This window comes from Methyloparacoccus sp. NF-16 (assembly GCF_056880625.1).
On sequence record NZ_CP174130.1, the window covers coordinates 1,531,589 to 1,548,681 of the forward strand.

The 17,093-nt window shown below is 54.3% G+C and carries 13 protein-coding genes and 1 pseudogene; all 14 read left to right on the plus strand.

The annotated features are described in order from the left end of the window. Positions 1–12: 12 nt before the first annotated feature. The 14 genes and pseudogenes from pseI to ACH5N8_RS07470 all read left to right on the plus strand — a co-directional run bounded on the left by pseI (position 13) and on the right by ACH5N8_RS07470 (position 17,036). Entirely contained in the window at positions 13–1,074 is a 1,062-nt protein-coding gene (gene pseI, locus ACH5N8_RS07405; RefSeq protein WP_483283080.1) for a pseudaminic acid synthase, read from the plus strand. Positions 1,075–1,693: 619 nt separating this feature from the next. After that, on the plus strand, positions 1,694–2,539 hold the full coding sequence (locus tag ACH5N8_RS07410; protein ID WP_483283081.1) for a hypothetical protein: 846 nt from the start codon (positions 1,694–1,696) through the stop codon (positions 2,537–2,539). A gap of 181 nt (positions 2,540–2,720) precedes the next feature. Beyond that, a complete protein-coding gene (locus ACH5N8_RS07415) occupies positions 2,721–3,755 on the plus strand; it encodes an IS701 family transposase (protein WP_483283082.1) in 1,035 nt (344 codons plus the stop codon). Positions 3,756–3,916: 161 nt separating this feature from the next. Next, positions 3,917–4,999, plus strand: a pseudogene (locus ACH5N8_RS07420) (IS3 family transposase); the annotation flags it as partial. Positions 5,000–5,091: 92 nt separating this feature from the next. Continuing rightward, on the plus strand, positions 5,092–6,066 hold the full coding sequence (locus ACH5N8_RS07425; protein ID WP_483283083.1) for a hypothetical protein: 975 nt from the start codon (positions 5,092–5,094) through the stop codon (positions 6,064–6,066). Between the two features lie 62 nt (positions 6,067–6,128). Continuing rightward, complete coding sequence (locus tag ACH5N8_RS07430; protein WP_483283084.1) at positions 6,129–7,298, plus strand: glycosyltransferase family 4 protein; 1,170 nt, start codon at positions 6,129–6,131, stop codon at positions 7,296–7,298. Next, entirely contained in the window at positions 7,288–8,157 is an 870-nt protein-coding gene (locus tag ACH5N8_RS07435) for a dTDP-4-dehydrorhamnose reductase family protein (RefSeq protein WP_483283085.1), read from the plus strand. The genes ACH5N8_RS07430 and ACH5N8_RS07435 overlap by 11 nt, the downstream gene beginning before the upstream one ends. Before the next feature lie 12 nt (positions 8,158–8,169). Further along, positions 8,170–9,213 (plus strand): polysaccharide biosynthesis protein, encoded by a 1,044-nt coding sequence (locus ACH5N8_RS07440; protein ID WP_483283086.1) that lies wholly within the window; start codon positions 8,170–8,172, stop codon positions 9,211–9,213. Continuing rightward, positions 9,213–10,352 carry a non-hydrolyzing UDP-N-acetylglucosamine 2-epimerase gene (gene wecB, locus ACH5N8_RS07445; RefSeq protein ID WP_483283087.1) on the plus strand — a complete coding sequence of 380 codons (1,140 nt, stop codon included), beginning with the start codon at positions 9,213–9,215 and terminating at the stop codon, positions 10,350–10,352. The genes ACH5N8_RS07440 and wecB overlap by 1 nt, the downstream gene beginning before the upstream one ends. 13 nt (positions 10,353–10,365) lie before the next feature. Continuing rightward, entirely contained in the window at positions 10,366–11,571 is a 1,206-nt protein-coding gene (locus ACH5N8_RS07450; protein WP_483283088.1) for a glycosyltransferase family 4 protein, read from the plus strand. Next, positions 11,571–12,080, plus strand: coding sequence for a WbuC family cupin fold metalloprotein (locus ACH5N8_RS07455; RefSeq protein ID WP_483283089.1), 510 nt, complete (start codon positions 11,571–11,573; stop codon positions 12,078–12,080). The genes ACH5N8_RS07450 and ACH5N8_RS07455 overlap by 1 nt, the downstream gene beginning before the upstream one ends. A 2-nt stretch (positions 12,081–12,082) precedes the next feature. Next, complete coding sequence (locus ACH5N8_RS07460; RefSeq protein WP_483283090.1) at positions 12,083–13,939, plus strand: InlB B-repeat-containing protein; 1,857 nt, start codon at positions 12,083–12,085, stop codon at positions 13,937–13,939. Positions 13,940–14,652: 713 nt separating this feature from the next. Further along, positions 14,653–15,732, plus strand: coding sequence for a glycosyltransferase family 2 protein (locus ACH5N8_RS07465; RefSeq protein WP_483283091.1), 1,080 nt, complete (start codon positions 14,653–14,655; stop codon positions 15,730–15,732). Next, a complete protein-coding gene (locus ACH5N8_RS07470) occupies positions 15,729–17,036 on the plus strand; it encodes a flippase (RefSeq protein WP_483283092.1) in 1,308 nt (435 codons plus the stop codon). Before ACH5N8_RS07465 ends, ACH5N8_RS07470 begins: the two co-directional genes overlap by 4 nt. Positions 17,037–17,093 lie beyond the last annotated feature (57 nt).

The window sequence follows — 17,093 nt, forward strand, 5'->3', positions numbered from 1 at the left end:
GAGAAAAAACCGATGTCGAACATTCCTAACATTTCCATCGCCGGGCGTCGGATCTCCGCCGACACGCCGCCCTACGTCATCGCCGAGCTCTCCGCCAACCACAACGGCAAGCTTGATACGGCGATGAGGATCATCGAGGAGGCGAAGAGGGCCGGCGCCGATGCGGTCAAACTTCAGACCTACACCGCCGACACGATCACCTTGGACAGCGACGCCGAAGAGTTCCAGATTCACGGCGGCCTGTGGGACGGCAAGACGCTCTACCAGCTCTACCAGGAAGCCCACATGCCCTGGGAGTGGCACAAGCCCCTGTTCGAGCACGCCCGCAAGCTCGGCATCACCATCTTCAGTTCGCCCTTCGACAACACCGCTGTCGACCTGCTCGAAGACCTCAACGCCCCGGCCTACAAGATCGCCTCCTTCGAAGCGGTCGACCTGCCGCTGATCAAATACGTCGCCGGCACCGGCAAGCCGATGATCATCTCCACCGGCATGGCCGATGCCGAGGAAATCCAGGAGGCCATCGACGCCGCGCGCGAAGGCGGCTGCAAGGAACTCGCCATTCTCCACTGCGTCAGCGGCTACCCCGCGCCGGCGGAAGACTACAACCTGCGCACCATCCCCGACATGATCGCGCGCTTCGGCCTGGTCACCGGCCTGTCCGACCACACCCTCGACAACACCACCGCGATCGCCAGCGTGGTTCTAGGTGCCTCCATCATCGAAAAGCACTTCACCCTCGACCGCAGCGGCGGCGGACCGGATGACAGCTTCTCGCTGGAACCGGCGGACCTGGCAGCACTATGCCGCGACAGCAAGACGGCCTGGGCAGCACTGGGGAAGGTGGATTACGGGCGCAAGTCGAGCGAGCAGGGCAACGTGAAGTTCAGGCGGTCACTTTACTTTGTTAAAGACCTGAAGGCAGGGGATGTGATAACGGCGGATGCTGTGAGGAGTGTAAGGCCGGGGTTTGGGTTAGCGCCCAAATATCTCGAGTCTTTGATTGATAAGAGGGTGTTGATGGATATATCAACCAATCAGCCAGTTACATGGGATGTGTTTGGGTTGGCCTAGCGAACTGGTGAAAGCTCTTTACACTCAGTGAAACGGGCCGAATTTGCAGTGTTCTTGCTAGATAAGCCATTCATTCTTCGTTCATCGACCTCGTGTTTCGAGGGAATTTCAGCCCTCGAAATGTGTTGTTCACCATCCCGCTAGAGATGAAATAATTAATTTATTTATAGGCTCTGCTTGCCGGGTAAATTCGGAGTTGACTTTGCTTTCGTGGGCTGTATAACTGCATGTTACTTAACAGTGGCTAAACTATCATCCCGCCTTGACCTTAGGGTGGCCATTTGGTTAATTATTCGGAATGCGATAGCTGGCGCAATGCTTGCCGGAGCAGGCTTCCGATTTTCAGAGCCGCCATAAGAGTGGGGCCAGCACTATAAATAATTTTTCAGGCAGCGACTCAACCATATTATCAGAGCGCCAAAAAGGGTGCGGGAATATAAATAAGACCGGATTAATCTTGATTCGGAAAGTGCCATCTGCCCAAGTAGCCGCTGACCAAGCCGATAGCCTGAAAGATATCGAAAATAAGCATTTATAATTAATTATGTCGCCATCACCTCAGAAGCCGCAGATAAATATAAAATCACTCTTTATTGTCGCTAATCCATTGCAGATCTTGATGTCAGCAGCCATCATAAGGCAGCTCGGTATTGCAGGGGAGTCAATTTTAATAATACATGATGGATTTGCTGGCGCAAAAGAAATATCAGATAGATTCTCTCCGGATGAGATCAATCTGAACGGACTTCAGGTAGCCTATGTAAAACAGCGTAAAGACGCATTTTTTTTTGCCAACAGAATAAAACCAAGAGAAATCTTTGTCGATGGCGATGTGGGTTTTAAGAATTTCATAACTCTAATGCTGCTTAAGGCATTTAATGATAGGCTTAAGATATCCGTATTTGAGGAAGGAATCGGAACCTATAGGAATGATCTATACAGCGGCGCAAAAAAGAGAGTCTTTCAAATTATTGGGATTGGGGTACATTTTGGAGGATCCCGACTAACCTCGTGCGTGTATGTTACAAGCCCAAGCCAATATAATTCTGTTTTCCCGGAAAAGGCGGCACGCACTCGCCTTATAAAAGATGGGCCCAAGAATATCATTTCAATGCATAAAGATGCATGGATAAGCATCTTTGGTTATAAACCGGTAAAAAGCCCGCATTCAAGCGAGTGCAATATATATATATCAGACTGGAACCTCAAGGCGGAATCGCTGAAAAATATATTTAAGTGGGAGGGTGATTATTATGTAAAGCTTCACCCTCGCTGCAATGATGAGGTTGAAATTCCGGATGTTATTGTCCTAGAAAGCTCGGCACCAGCAGAAATGATACTTTCCGACTTGTCTGAAAAATACACCAAGGTGCGTGTTTTTCATCATGGCTCCAGCGTTACAAAATATTTTGATGAGCCGAACGTAGACTTTACTATGCTAACTGACTCGCATAAAGCTCCTTAGTCAATTTATGTAGGACTTACGCAAAATATATCCGTATTGGCATATAAATATCAGCCGTTACGGGGTGCAATCGTTGCCTATTAGCCCGGCCATTTTTTATCGAACGGCTACAAACCATGGAAGCCTTGTGTGGCGCGGCAACTGACCCCATGGCCGTACGTTTTATTGTGGCCGGAGTAATATGAAGGCGAGCAGATACTCCGGACTAAAGCCCACGCGTCGGGATTACTGCCAGCTCATAATTGCAACATTGGTCAACTATACGCAAACCTATATGGCCGAGCACCAACCGGCTTTCTCGCATGACGCCATAAACCGTTACCTCATGACGGACGACGTCTCGCAAACTGCCGTCTGGCAATCAGTCGCACACCTCGTCCGTCGCAGCGGGAATGCCTGCCTTATATTCGACGACAGCGTGCTGGACAAGCGCCACTCCTTCAAGATAGAACGGGTGAGGAGCCAATATAGCGGCAACGAACATGGCGTCGTGAAAGGCATCGGCGTGGTCAATTGCCTGTATGTCAACCTGGATACTAACGACTATTGGATCATCGACTGGCGCGTCTACGACCCCGCCGGCGACGGCAAGACCAAACTCGACCACGTGCGGGACATGTTCGCTGATGCCATGGCCAGCAAACACCTCCCGTTCCGCGCCGTCCTGATGGATTCCTGGTACGCCACCAAGGACTTAATGATGCACATCGACCAGGCCGGCAAACTGTTTTGCTGCCCATTGAAATTCAACCGAAAGGTGGATGACAGCCAAGGCAAAAACCCCTATAGGCCGGTTTCCGAGCTGGATTGGTTCAGCGACGAAATGCTGCGCGGCAAGCTTGTGAAAATACATGGTTTCCCGATGGATTACAAGGTGAAACTGTTCCGGGTTGCGGCGACCAACCGCACGGAATATGTCGCCACCAACGACCTGTCGCAGGATTCTGCCGTCGCCGTAAAAGATACGTGCGGGATCCGCTGGAAAATCGAGCAATACCATCGTGAGGGCAAGCAAATGCTCGGCTTGGAGAAATGCCAATGCCGCAAGGCCCGCGCACAGAAGAACCACATCGGCTGCGCGATACTCGCCTGGCATTGCCTGACAAATCTTGCCAGAAAAATCAAAACAAACATCTACGCCCTGAAAAAAAGACTTCTTTCCGAGTACATGAAGAAGGAACTTAAAAACCCATCAATACCCTTTTCTTTCGTTTGACTAAAAATCATTAAAAGCCGGGGTTCTGCGGAAGCTTACACTTCTTGCGTAAGTCATTTTATGGTAAAAAATGGCTTGTGAACGTAGGCTTCCCCAGAACCGCTACAAGTTGAAAATAGAGACCTCTGAGCATTTTGAGGTTTGGAATGAGGAAGTCATGATTCAGCGAGAGCCAGATCGTGGCGATTCTGAATGAAGGTGATTCAGGGATCCCGGGTGCGGAGATCTGTCGCAAAAACGGCATCAGTACGGCGCTCTACTACCAGTGGAAAAGGAAATACGGCGGTGTTTCGGTCAATGAACTGAAACGGATCCGAGAGCTTGAAGAGGAAAATGTGCGTCTCAAGCGCATGTATGCCGACCTTGCCCTTGAGAACACCGCTATCGAGGACGTTCTCTCGCGAAAGCTCTAACGCCGGACGCAAAGAGAATGGTGATGGACGTCTTGGTGACGGAAGATCAACTTTCAAAGGCCGGGGCTTGCAGAATTGCAGCTCTGTCGCGTACGGCGATCTATCGGCCAACTGTGGATTGGGCTAAGCGAGATGCTGGCCCTCAGCGATGTCGCGTTGGAGAGCGGACCCGTTGGGGGCTTCTGGAAGTGTTTCTATCGGCTTCATGGCGATGGTCACTCTTGGAACCATAAGCGTGTTCATCGGGTGTACTGCCATATGTGCGCCTCAACCTTCCGCGCAGAACGAAGAGACGCAAGGTAGCTCGGCCTGCGCGACCCCTGGAGAGAGTGGATGCTCTCAATCAGATGTGAGGGCTCGATTTCATGCATGACCGTTTGTATGATGGTCGTCCATTTAGGGCTCTGAATGTGATCGATGAAGGGAATCGCGAGGCGCTGAGGATTGAAGTCGGCACATCCCTTTGGTCAGGACGATTGATTCGCACGATGGATCAATTAATCGAGGTACATGGGACCCCGACAGCAATTCGCATGGATAACGGCCCAGAAATGACCTCAGAGAGGCTTGTTGAATGGGCCAAAAGCCAAGGGCATCGTACTTCGCTATATTCAACCAGACAAGCCGAACCAAAATGCCTTCATCGAGAGGTTCAACAAGAGCTTTAGGTCGGAAGTGCTGGATGCGTATCTCTTTAACAGTCTTTCGGAGGCCCAAGAGATCGCCGAGCACTGGATGATGGATTGCAACGAAAAGTGCCCACATGAGTCCCCGGGAAATGTACCACCCACCATATGCATGCCCAGGTGTTTTAACGGACGATGTCTATAGTTTTGAACTGTAGCCTTGACGGGGAAGCCTACGTGAGGTTGCATGACCATTAAAAACAGATTATTTCTGGTGACTTTTTCTGCGGACTTCTTATGGCTGCCACATACGGACGCACTTCAAAAAAAATAAAGTATCCCGCATTATTATGCCTGTCGTTTTTGGTTTCAATATTTGGTTTTTCGTATTTATTTTCCGGTGCTTATCAACTTGGTGACCAAGTTTTTTATCGTGCTCTATACGCAGAACTTGAGCATGCTTCAATAGAAGATGTATCATCCCTTCAACTGTTCTACACTGGCTCATCAGAGCCCATTTATGGGTTGCTTGCATGGGTGGGTTCACGATTGTCGATAGAAAAAGATATATACTTTTCAGTAATAAATTCACTGTTTTGCTTGACTCTGCTGAAAGTTCTTCTAAGGAATTTGGTGGAAAAACTATATATAGCTCTGTCGTTCTTGAATTTTTACCTTTTTGTTCTTATTGGTCCTGCTGAGCGCCTGAAGGTGGCGTTTTTCTTTGTGCTCTTGGCCATGGTAGTACCTAAAATAATAACAAGAGTTAGTCTTTTGGCCGCGGCACTGCTCAGTCATTTTCAGATTATCATAGTTATTGGGTCGTGGCTCGCGAGCCTAACAAGCCGAATGTTGTCTGGTAATATTATCCAAAAAATAAAGTTAATTAAATTTTTGTTGGGTGGCGCTGCATTATCAATTTCTTGCGCATGGTTTTTTTCAGCCTTCTCATCTGAGTTAGGTTCTAAATTTGAAGCTTATCATGCCAATCATGGGATAGCATCAATCTTCAGTATTTCGTTGCTGGCGGCCATTGCTATTGTGATCTTAAAAAAAAGGCTTGAAGTGCTTCTTTCTTTGTTTGCTACTGGCGTGGCTGCAAGCTTTGTTGGTTCAGAGAGAGTCAACATGATAGCTTTTTTCCTTTTTTCCTTTTTTGTCATAAAGGAGCGGCGGGCAGGACATCCACTTGTTATCGCTCTCATGGTCTACTTTGCAGTAAAAGGCGTGATTTTCGTGACAAAGGTGTTTCTTTTAGGGACAGGCTTCTAGTTTTTTGATGGTAAAATGAGGATTTAGGAGCATGTTTGGTTGTGATGTATTGGTTATTCAGTATGGAAGTGCTTTGTGTTAGCGACTATTTCCTGCCAGGATTTCTTGCGGGCGGACCAATTACAACGCTCGTCAACATGCGCAAGCAGCTAGCTGGCCAGGTTACCTTTTCAATATTTACTCGCGATCGTGATCTTGGGTCAGATATAAAATATGAAAATATCGACACAAATCGATGGCTGGAAACCCCGGACGGCCCGGTATACTACGCCACTCCAAATACCTTCGGGTCATATGGTCTGAGAAAGGCGCTTGCAACGCGTGAGTTTGATATCATTTATTTTAATAGCTTTTTTAGTCCTCATGCTTCTATCTTACCCTACCTCACTGTTCGAGGGCACCTACCTAAGCGACGAATGCTTATAGCGCCTAGGGGTGAATTTTCACTTGGGGCACTTGCGGCCAAAAAGCATAAGAAACTCGCCTTTATGTCATTGGTTCGACTCTTGGGGCTCTATCGCGACGTCCTTTGGCATGCATCAACTCCAATGGAGGCCCGAGACATCCTCCGACAGTTTCCCAATGCGGCAGATCGTATTCTTGTGGCTGCTGATCCTGTTCTTGCCTCCCCACCTAATGCAAATACATTACGCATGAACAAGCTCGTCGGGCGCTTGAGGATCTGTTTCATCTCGCGAATCTCCCCGATGAAGAACCTTGATGGGTTGATTCGCATGCTTTTTTCCATGCCTGTCCCCATAGAACTCGATATATTTGGACCTATCGAGGATAATGCCTACTGGCAGCTATGCCAACAAGGTCTTGCTATGCTGCCTGAGAATATTCAGACAAGAATGCATGGGCCTATTGATCCAGCAATGGTGTCGGACACGTTCCTCCAATATGACCTATTTGCTTTTCCTACACACGGTGAGAATTTCGGCCATGTCATCTATGAGTCGCTACGCGCAGGGACCCCTGTGCTCATTAGTGATCAGACTCCGTGGAAGTCTGACGAGAGTGGCGCAGTAACTGCGCTCGCTATCGATGATGAAAGTGGTTGGCGCAGCGCTATCCTGAAGGCCGCCATGCGCACGCCTGAAGAGCACGAACGAGTTTGTAGCGCGGCACTTGACTATGCCAATCGCTATGCCAATAAAACAGGATCGCTCACGGAAAATTTAGAGATGTTTCGCAAAGTACTCCTTCATCGAGAGCCCTATGAACAATAAAGATATGCGCGTTCTCGTCCTTGGTGCATCGGGAATGCTCGGAAATGCGGTAATGCGTTTTTTCGCTAAAAGTAAGGGCTTTGATGTGGTTGGTTCGGTTCGCTCTTTTAGTGTCAAACCTAATGTACCTTTTAGTTTCGCGGAGAAAATGATAGTCGGGCATGATCTTATGAATCATGACCATCTGATGGATCTCTATATCCGCGCTCGGCCGAACATTGTCATTAATTGTGTGGGTTTGGTAAAGCAGCTTCATCAGGCTAACGATCCACTTGAGGCAATCCCAATCAATGGGCTGCTACCTCACCGCCTAGTGCGGCTCTGTGATTTGTCAAAATCTCGTCTCATACATATCAGTACGGATTGTGTATTTTCAGGATCCAAGGGCTCTTATCGCGAATCGGATCTACCTGATGCAATAGATTTATATGGGCGCACTAAATTACTTGGTGAAGTTGACAGTCCAAATGCAATTACCTTGCGTACATCCATTATTGGTCATGAGCTACATGGATCGCGGAGCCTAATTAACTGGTTTTTATCCCAGGAGGGCAAAGTTAAAGGCTATACAAAAGCCATATTTTCAGGGCTCCCGACAGTTGAGGTTGCGCGAATCATTAGGGACTTTGTGGTTCCAAACACTCGCTTGCGTGGTCTTTATCATCTTTCCGCTCAGCCCATTAGTAAATATGAGCTGTTGAAAACGGTTGCATCGGTTTATGAGAAGAGCATCATATTAGTTCCGGACGAGTCTGTTGTGATTGATCGATCACTTGATTCAAGCTTATTTCGCTCAGAGACAGGGTATAACCCTGAGCAGTGGCCTGAATTGATCAGGCGTATGCACCAATTTCAATAAAAGGACAATCTCATGTTTTGTGGTAAGACGTTACTAATTTCTGGTGGAACGGGCTCATTTGGTAATGCTGTTCTCAGGCGATTTTTGGGATCAGGTCTGCGTGAAATTCGTATATTTAGTCGTGATGAAAAAAAGCAAGATGATATGCGAAAGAAGTACAATGATCCAAAGTTAAAGTTTCATATAGGCGATGTACGGGATTTTCGCAGTGTTGATCAAGCCATGCGTGGCGTTGACTTCGTCTTCCATGCTGCAGCACTAAAACAAGTGCCTTCATGTGAATTTTATCCAATGCAGGCAGTCCAGACCAATGTTATTGGGACGGAAAATATACTTATTTCTGCAATTTCCTCTGGGGTCAAAAGGGTGGTTTGTCTTAGCACAGACAAAGCAGTCTATCCAATTAATGCTATGGGAATCAGTAAGGCCATGATGGAAAAGGTGATGGTTGCCACTAGTCGTAATCTGGATGGGTCAGGAACGGTGATATGTGGTACCCGATACGGGAACGTGATGGCCTCACGAGGATCTGTTATACCATTGTTCGTGGATCAGGTGCGAGCCGGGCGCCCAATCACCATCACTGATCCTGCAATGACCCGCTTCATGATGACTTTAAATGATGCAGTAGATTTGGTCCTTTATGCGTTCGAGCATGGGCATAATGGTGACATCTTTGTTCAGAAAGCTCCGGCTGCCACAGTAGAAACACTTGCGCATGCTATTCTTGATCTCATGAACAAGAAGGAGCATCCTCTCAAAATTATCGGAACCCGCCATGGTGAAAAGCTTTATGAAGTGTTGTTGAGCCGAGAAGAGCTGGCTGCTGCTGAGGATATGGGGAGCTATTATAAAATTCCACCGGATGATCGAGATTTAAATTATGATAAATACTTCGATCATGGCAATTTGAAATTAACGCGAACCTCGCATGGGGAGGATTACAATTCCCACAATACCATCAGGTTGGATAAAGAGGCTATGAAGAATCTCCTCTTGAAGCTGGACTTTATGAACCGAATTGTGAGTGGTGAATATGTCGAAGCTGAGGGTTGATGATGAGAAAACTTAAAGTCATCACCGTTGTAGGAACCCGGCCTGAGATTATACGTCTGTCGCGCGTGTTCGCGGCACTCGACGAGTATTGCGAACATGTGCTGGTGCACACTGGCCAGAACTATGACTACGAGCTGAACCAGGTCTTTTTCGAGGATCTGGAGGTGCGCAAGCCGGATTATTTCCTGAACAGCGCTGAGGGCAGCACGGGCGCGGCACACACCATCGGCAACCTGATCATCGCTGTGGATCGGGTGCTGAATGAGGTGCAGCCCGAGGCCATGCTGGTGCTCGGCGACACCAACAGCTGCCTGTCAGTGATTCCGGCCAAGCGGCGCAAGATACCCATCTTCCACATGGAGGCCGGCAACCGCTGCTTTGATCAGCGCGTGCCCGAGGAAACCAATCGTCGTATTGTCGACCATACCGCCGACATCAACCTGACCTACAGCACCATTGCGCGTGACTACCTGTTGCGCGAGGGTTTGCCGCCCGACCAGGTGATCAAGACCGGCAGCCCGATGTTCGAGGTGCTGCACCACTATCGGCCGCGTATCGAGGCCTCGGACGTACTGCAGCGGCTGGGCCTGGCGGAACAAGGCTATTTTGTCGTCAGCGCGCACCGCGAGGAGAACATCGAGTCGGCGCGATCCTTCACCAAGCTGGTGGCGGTGCTCAACGCGGTGGCGGAAGACCATGGCCTGCCGGTAATCGTGTCGACCCATCCGCGCACGCAGAAGCGTGTGGATGCGACTGGCGCGGCCTTCCATTCACTGGTGCGACTGCTGAAACCACTGGGCTTCCACGACTATGTGAAGCTGCAACTGTCGGCCAGGGCGGTATTGTCGGACAGCGGCACGATCAGTGAGGAGTCGTCGATCCTCAATTTCCCGGCACTGAACCTGCGCGAGGCACACGAGCGCCCGGAGGGCATGGAGGAAGGCGCGGTGATGATGGTCGGGCTGGAGGTGGGCCGCGTGCGCCAGGGGCTGGCGATCCTCCGGTCGCAGCCGCGGGGAGAGGAACGGGGGCTGCGGCTGATAACGGATTACAGCATGCCAAACGTGAGCGACAAGATCGTGCGGATACTTCATAGCTACACGGATTATGTGAAGCGCGTGGTATGGAAGGAATATTGAGGCGGATATCAGCATGAGGATTGTGCTGATTGCCGATACCTTTCCGCCGCTGCGTACCTCGGGCGCGGTGCAGTTGCGCGATTTGGCACGTGAATTCGTGTGCCAGGGGCACGAGTTGACCGTGCTGCTACCTTCATTCGACATCGCCGGGCCGTGGGCAATGGAGGATTTCGATGGCGCTCGTGTGATCCGGTTAAGGGCGCCGAAGACCAAGGACATCGACTATGTACGACGCACGATCAACGAGTTTCTCATGCCGTTTGCGATGTTGCGCAACCTGCGCCGCAGCCCACTAGCCGGCGAGACATGGGATGGTGTCGTGTGGTATTCGCCGACGATCTTTCTGGGACCTGTCGCGAGCGCGTTGAAAAAATTAGGCGGCTGTCGGGGCTATCTGATCATCCGCGATATCTTTCCCGAGTGGGCGGTCGACATGGGGCTCATGGGGCGCGGTCTGCCTTACCATTTTTTTGCCACGGTAGCACGTTACCAATATTCGGTGGCCGATGTCATTGGCGTGCAGACCTCTGGCAATTTGGCGTACTTCAAGGGCGGGTTAAAAGGTTCCGGTCGACGTTTGGAGGTGTTGCAAAACTGGCTGGCGGATGCTCCGGTATCGAATTGTTCCATCTCGCTGGCGGAAACGTCATTGGCGGGACGCAGGATATTCGTGTACGCCGGCAATATGGGTATCGCCCAGGGCATGGATATTTTTCTTGATCTGGCTGAGCGCCTTCGGTCATGTCAGGATCTTGGCTTTCTGTTTGTCGGCAGAGGGAGCCATGCCAGGCGCCTTGCTGCCGATGCCGAGTCACGCGGGCTCGATAATGTGTTGTTCCACGATGAGATCCACCCGGATGAAATTCCTGGTCTGTACACGCAATGCGCGGTGGGTCTTGTCGCACTGGATCCTAGACATAAATCCCACAACATACCGGGCAAGTTCTTGACCTACATGCAGAGTGGGCTGCCTGTCCTGGCGAACATAAATGCAGGCAACGACCTGGCTGACATGATCCGTCAGGAGAATGTCGGTCGCGTCTGCGAAGCGGGGGCCATCGAAACGCTTGAACGGCTTGCCCTTGAGCTTATCCATGATCTGGATACGGATGTGGGCATGAAATCACGTTGCAGAGCGCTTTACTCCACATTGTTTTCGCCAGAAATGGCAGTCAGGCAAATCGTTGCTGGGCTTGATGGCGAATCCGTTCATACGTGATGAATATAAAAGTATTCTCAACGGGGTATCTGAATGATCTTGTCCACCAAGCCATGGTGGCTCCAAGGCGTCGGCAGCACAGGAATGTCCACGCCGATTACACCGATCCTTGCCAGCGGCTGTTCAATGCCATTGAGCCGGACAGTTACCTACGTCCCCACCGTCACGGCGCGGAACAAGGCTCGGAGACCATGATTGCCGTGAGAGGCCTCATGGTGCTCGTCGTTTTTGATGGGGATGGGAACATCGAAGGGGCTCATCCTTTTGGCTCATGTTCCCATGCCGCGAATGCTGATGTGGCGGCGGGCGTGGAAACGCCGCCAGGCGTGTGGCACACCGTGGTGGCCCTGACGCAGGGATCAGTATTATTCGAGGTCAAGGCCGGGCCATTCGATCCACATGCCGCCAGATTCTATGCTCCCTGGGCGCCGGAGGAGGGCACCCAGGAGTGCGATGTCTTTTGGAAAAACCTTGTCAAAGAAATTGAAAAAATCCTGCTATCCCGCTGAGCATGGATATCAACCACTATTTTCAGCTGTTCTGCATCGTCTTGGCCATCGCCTCGCTTGGTCTGCTGGGGTTGTCTGAGGAGAAAAGCGTTCGATATGACGGCTGGTTGTTTGCGCTGTTCTCCACCTTATTGATGGCCTTCGCCACCTTTCGCCCACTTGGGGTTGGCCTGGATGATTCAGCTGGGTATTCGCGATTCCAGTTCAATTCGTCTTGTCCCACACTGGAATGCGGTCGAGTTCTCCAGGGGCAGCGTGACATTCTGTGGTATTCGTTGATTGGTCTTCTGAAATCATTTCATGCCAATCCGCAGATCGTGTTATGGCCCGCAGGGCTAGGGCTGGGCCTTAAACTATGGGTCGTGTATCGGCTTTGTCGTCACCGCTGCCTTGCATTGCTGTTCTATGTCGCATGTTTTTATATCATTCATGATGTAACTGCCTTGCGCGTTTCGCTGGCGATCAGCATCTATCTGTTGGGGTTTTACCTGTTGGTGAACCAGAGGCTATGGCGGGGGGGCGGCGTGTTGGTGACCAATGGCTTTTTCCATCAGCAAGCCTTTCTGGCGCCCTTGCTCGTGACCGGTCGTTGGTTACGTTGGTCGCCGTTTCGTGTGGCATGGGGGCTTTTGTTGCCGCTGGTGCTACTGACAATGGCTTTATACCCGAATGATACCCTGTTCAAGTGGCTGGTGGCACAACCTTGGGGGCACTCGTTAGCGAATCTATTGTTTGGGGTGTTCTACGTTCACCAGAAACTGCACGGCCAGTATGATCAGGTACGCTTGTGGCCAGTGGTGGTACCACCGACATTATTATTGATGACCTGGTTGTTGCCGGATTTGCAGTCAGTACGCCGCGAGCTTTTTCGTTATACGGCCACCAGCCTGGTGATGGCCGCCTGGCTGCTGTGGGCCTATGCGGTAATACCGGAGGTTCAGTTACGGTTCTGGCATTTTTTCCTGGTGCCGGTCGTTTTTGTGATTGGCAACGCTCGGCTGACGCGCTGGAAGCTGTTGGCCATATTGGGTCTGTCTGCGGTCTATGTAGTCAAGTACACGTTCATGCATGATTTATTGCTGGACCAGCGGCATCTGCTGGCGCATCAGTCGACGGGTGGCCAGATATTGGTCAAGACACCCGGGATTCCTTGTGGTGAGGATTGCGGTTTGAGGATCACGCAAGGCACGAAGGTTTCACTGGTCGCCAAGCCCGACAAAGGATACCGATTCGATCGTTGGCTGTCGGGGTGTGATGGTGTGACTCCGGCTTGTCAACTGGTTCTGGATGTCGATCAGAGCGTGCGCGCCGCTTTTATTCCTGTTCGCCCACTTTCCTTGACGGTCAAAGGGCAGGGTGGTGTGGCCATTCGCTCCGCTGGCAAGGACATCCCCTGCAAGCTGCCTTGCAGTCCGGAGCTGGATCAGGGGGCCGTCGCTGAATTGCGCGCGCAGCCGGCCAAGGGCTTTCGTTGGTTTGGTTGGGCGGGGCGTTGCGCGGGGCAGGAGGCGGTGTGCCATTTGACGATGGATGGTGCATACAGCGTCGAGGCCCAGTTTGTCCCGGTCTTTGCGGTGGTTGTGGCCAGGCCTGAAGGCGGTCGTGTTCTCTGGGACGATGCCAGCGCTGCCAGTTGCCCTGATGCCTGCCAGAAAACGCTGGATGCCGGATCGGTGGTTCGCCTGCGGGCGGAACCCGAGGCCGGATATCGATTCGAGCGCTGGAGTTCCGGCTGCCAGGGCGAGCAGCCCGTTTGTTCCTTCACGCTGGGAGGGGCGACGAACGTATCCGCCAGTTTTGCGAAGACAATTGCCACGGATGTGACGCCGAGCGATGCGGGGCAGGTTTTGCAACCATAGGGTTGGCCTATGGACGGGATTGCGCCGGGTGTCTGGAAGGCGGGGAGGCGCAGACATGGATGGCCCGGCCAGCCGAGGGCCCGGGTGGGGCAGCCGGCGGCCATCGGTGACGGCTTGCTTCGTCGGTTCCAGCCGTGCGGAGCATGGGACGTCGGCTGGGCGAGGTGTGGGAGGCCCGCCTTCCGCTCCGATTCCGGGGAACTGGCCGGTTGATGAGGGGACACCATTGTCTCCTTGACGTCTGTTGTCCAGTCGGGGCAACAATTGGCCGGGATGTGCCGATAGCCTGAGGTCCCTCGCGTTACTCGGAACGACACATGATGCTGGGAGATCACATGTGGTGGTGGATATCTCGGGACAGCGCACGTCCCGTGCCGTAAGGCAACAGGCGGTTGGTGTCATCCTGAAGGCGCATGGCGACCAGCAGCATCTCTGGCGTTTTGCTACAACTGGTTCTTCGGGTCCACCGGGTGCCAGGTTTGTGGGGGCACTTCACTGACCGGAATCGGGCCGCAGATCGGTGTTGTCGCGGCGCGGTATCCGGTCGGGGCATGCACAATGGGCCCCGTATCCCGCCCGAGGTACGATGGACATCCTCATGCGCAAACAGCGGATTTTTGGACCGGCGGTAACCTGTCGGCCACACAACGCCTGATGAGATCAACACGTTGGTTCCTGTCTCTGTCCGACATCATGCCGCCGAGTCAACAGGCGTGCGCATAACCCTGGTCCTGGTCAACTGGAACCAGCCGGCGCATACGCTGGCCTGCCTGGACTCCCTGCTGCGACTGCAGGGGCCGCAGCCGGAAGTGATCGTCTGCGACAACGGTTCCGACCACGACGCCTACCGGATGCTGGAGGCCGGCATCGGCGCCTGTCGGGTTCCGCCGCGGGCGGATTGGCGGCCCTACCGGCTGCGTACCCGGATGGCGCATGACGGGGTGGAGGGTTCCGTGGATTCGCACCGCCAGCCGACCCTGACGCTGCTGCGGCTGCCGCGGAATCTGGGCTTTGCCGGCGGGGTCAATGCCTGCCTCCGCCTGGCGCTGGCCGATCCCTTGACGGCATTCGTCTGGGTGCTCAACAACGATACGGTGGTCGATCCCGGCGCCTTGTCGGCCCTGTTGCGGGTCATGGCGGCGCGGCCGGAGGTGGCCTGTTGCGGGTCCACCCTGCTGTACTTCGGGCAGCCGCCGCGCATCCAGGCCGTGGGCGGAATCTATGATCCCTGGCTGGGCCGTACCCGCCACGTGCTGGGTAACCAGCCCTATTCGGCGGCGCGTTGCGCTGCGGTATCGGATGGCGCCTTCGATTATCTGGTCGGCGGGTCGCTGTTTTTCCGCCGCTCGGCACTGGCGCGGGTGGGGCTGCTGGCCGAAGACTATTTCCTGTTCTTCGAGGAGCTGGACTGGTGTACCCGCCTGCGCCGGGAGGCGCCGGAGCTGGCGCTGGGCTATGCGCCGGACAGCCTCGTGTTCCACCACGAGGGGGCCTCGACCGGGATTTCCGCCGCCAACGGGGCCAAGACCTATCGCTACGACATGGACTTCTACTTCCAGCGCAGCCGCTTGCTGTTCGCCCGCCGGCACACGCCGCTGCGCCATGGCCTGATCCGCCTGACCCTGCTGGGCGTGGCCGGCAACCGCCTGCGAAGGCGGCAATGGCGCTCGGTGATCATGGCGCTGGGCCTGCTGGTGGGCTGGCTGCCGCCGGGCTGGATTCCCGAGCCGATCCGCCGCCCCGGGGGCAACCTGGCGATACCCGAGCCAGCGCCTGATTCGGGGCAGGCATGATCGCCATCCCGGATAAAAAGCCGGCTGTCCCGCGCGGGGGACTGGGCCGCATCCTTGCCAACCTGGGTTGGCTGGGCATGGAGCGGATCATCCGCTCGGCGACGGCGCTGTTCGTGACGGTCTGGGTGGCCCGCTATCTCGGTCCCGAGCGCTTCGGCCTGCTGAACTATGCCCAGTCGCTGATCGCCGCCTTCCTGCCGGTGGCGACCTACGGTCTGGGGTCGGTGCTGGTCCGGGATCTGGTGCAGCAACCGGCCGACCGCGGCCGCCTGCTGAGTGCCGCCTTGTTCATCCGCCTGGGCGGGGTGCTGCTGGCCCTGCTGCTGACCTGGGGTTACGCGCTGGGGCTGCCGCGGGCGGAGCCGGACTGGCTGGGGCTGGTGGGCATTCTGTCGCTGAGCTATGGCGCGGTCCTGGCCGACGGGATCGAGTCGGACTATCAGGCCGATCTCCGCAACGGCGCGGTGGTGGCCCTCAAGACCGGCTGTTTTGTCGTTTCCACACTGGCCCGCATCGGCCTGATCCAGCTGCAGGCGGGGCTTCTGGCGTTTGCCTGGGTGATCGCCGCCGAGTCCCTGGCCATCGCGCTGGGGCTCTGGCTGCTGCTGTGGTCGCAGGGCCGGGCCTTTCGCCTGCGCTGGGAGACCGACGGGGTCATTCGGCTGTTGCGGCAGGGCGGCTGGTTCTTCGCGGTGGCCCTGGTGACCGCGCTGTATCGCCGGCTGGATCAGCTGCTGCTCGGCTGGCTGTCCGATGCGCAGGAACTGGGCGTGTATGCGGCGGGCTGGAAGATTCTGGAAGCCTTGAGCTATGGCCCGGTGCTGGCCCTCAGCGTGCTGGCGCCGGTGCTGGCGGCGGCGCAGCGGGAGTCCGGGACGGCGCTGCGGACACGCTTTGCGCGCGCCACGCGCTGGCTGTTCTGGCCCCTGGCCGGCGTCGCCGCCGTCGGCACCCTGCTGGCGACCTGGCTGATGCCGCTGGCGTTCGGCCAGGGATATGCCGGCGCGGGCGGCCCCGTGCAGGTCCTGCTCTGGGCATTACCCCTGCTGGCGCTCAACCTGCTGGGCGGGCAGTGGGCCACCCTGATGCACCGGCCTCGCTATCTGGTGGAGCAGGGCCTGTTCAGTCTGGCAGCCTGCGTGGGACTGGGCGCATGGCTGATCCCGGATCATGGCGCCCGCGGGGCGGCCTGGGCCTTGCTGGGTTCGCTGGCTGGCGCGACGCTGGGGTTCGGCTGGTGCCGGCCGGTGGGGCGGGACATCCTGCGCCTGCAACTGGGCGCCCTGTCGGGTCGGGTCCGCTAGCGCCGCGCCAATGGCGCGGTCGCGGGCCTGCTCTCTTCCCTTCGTTCCTTCCCTTTG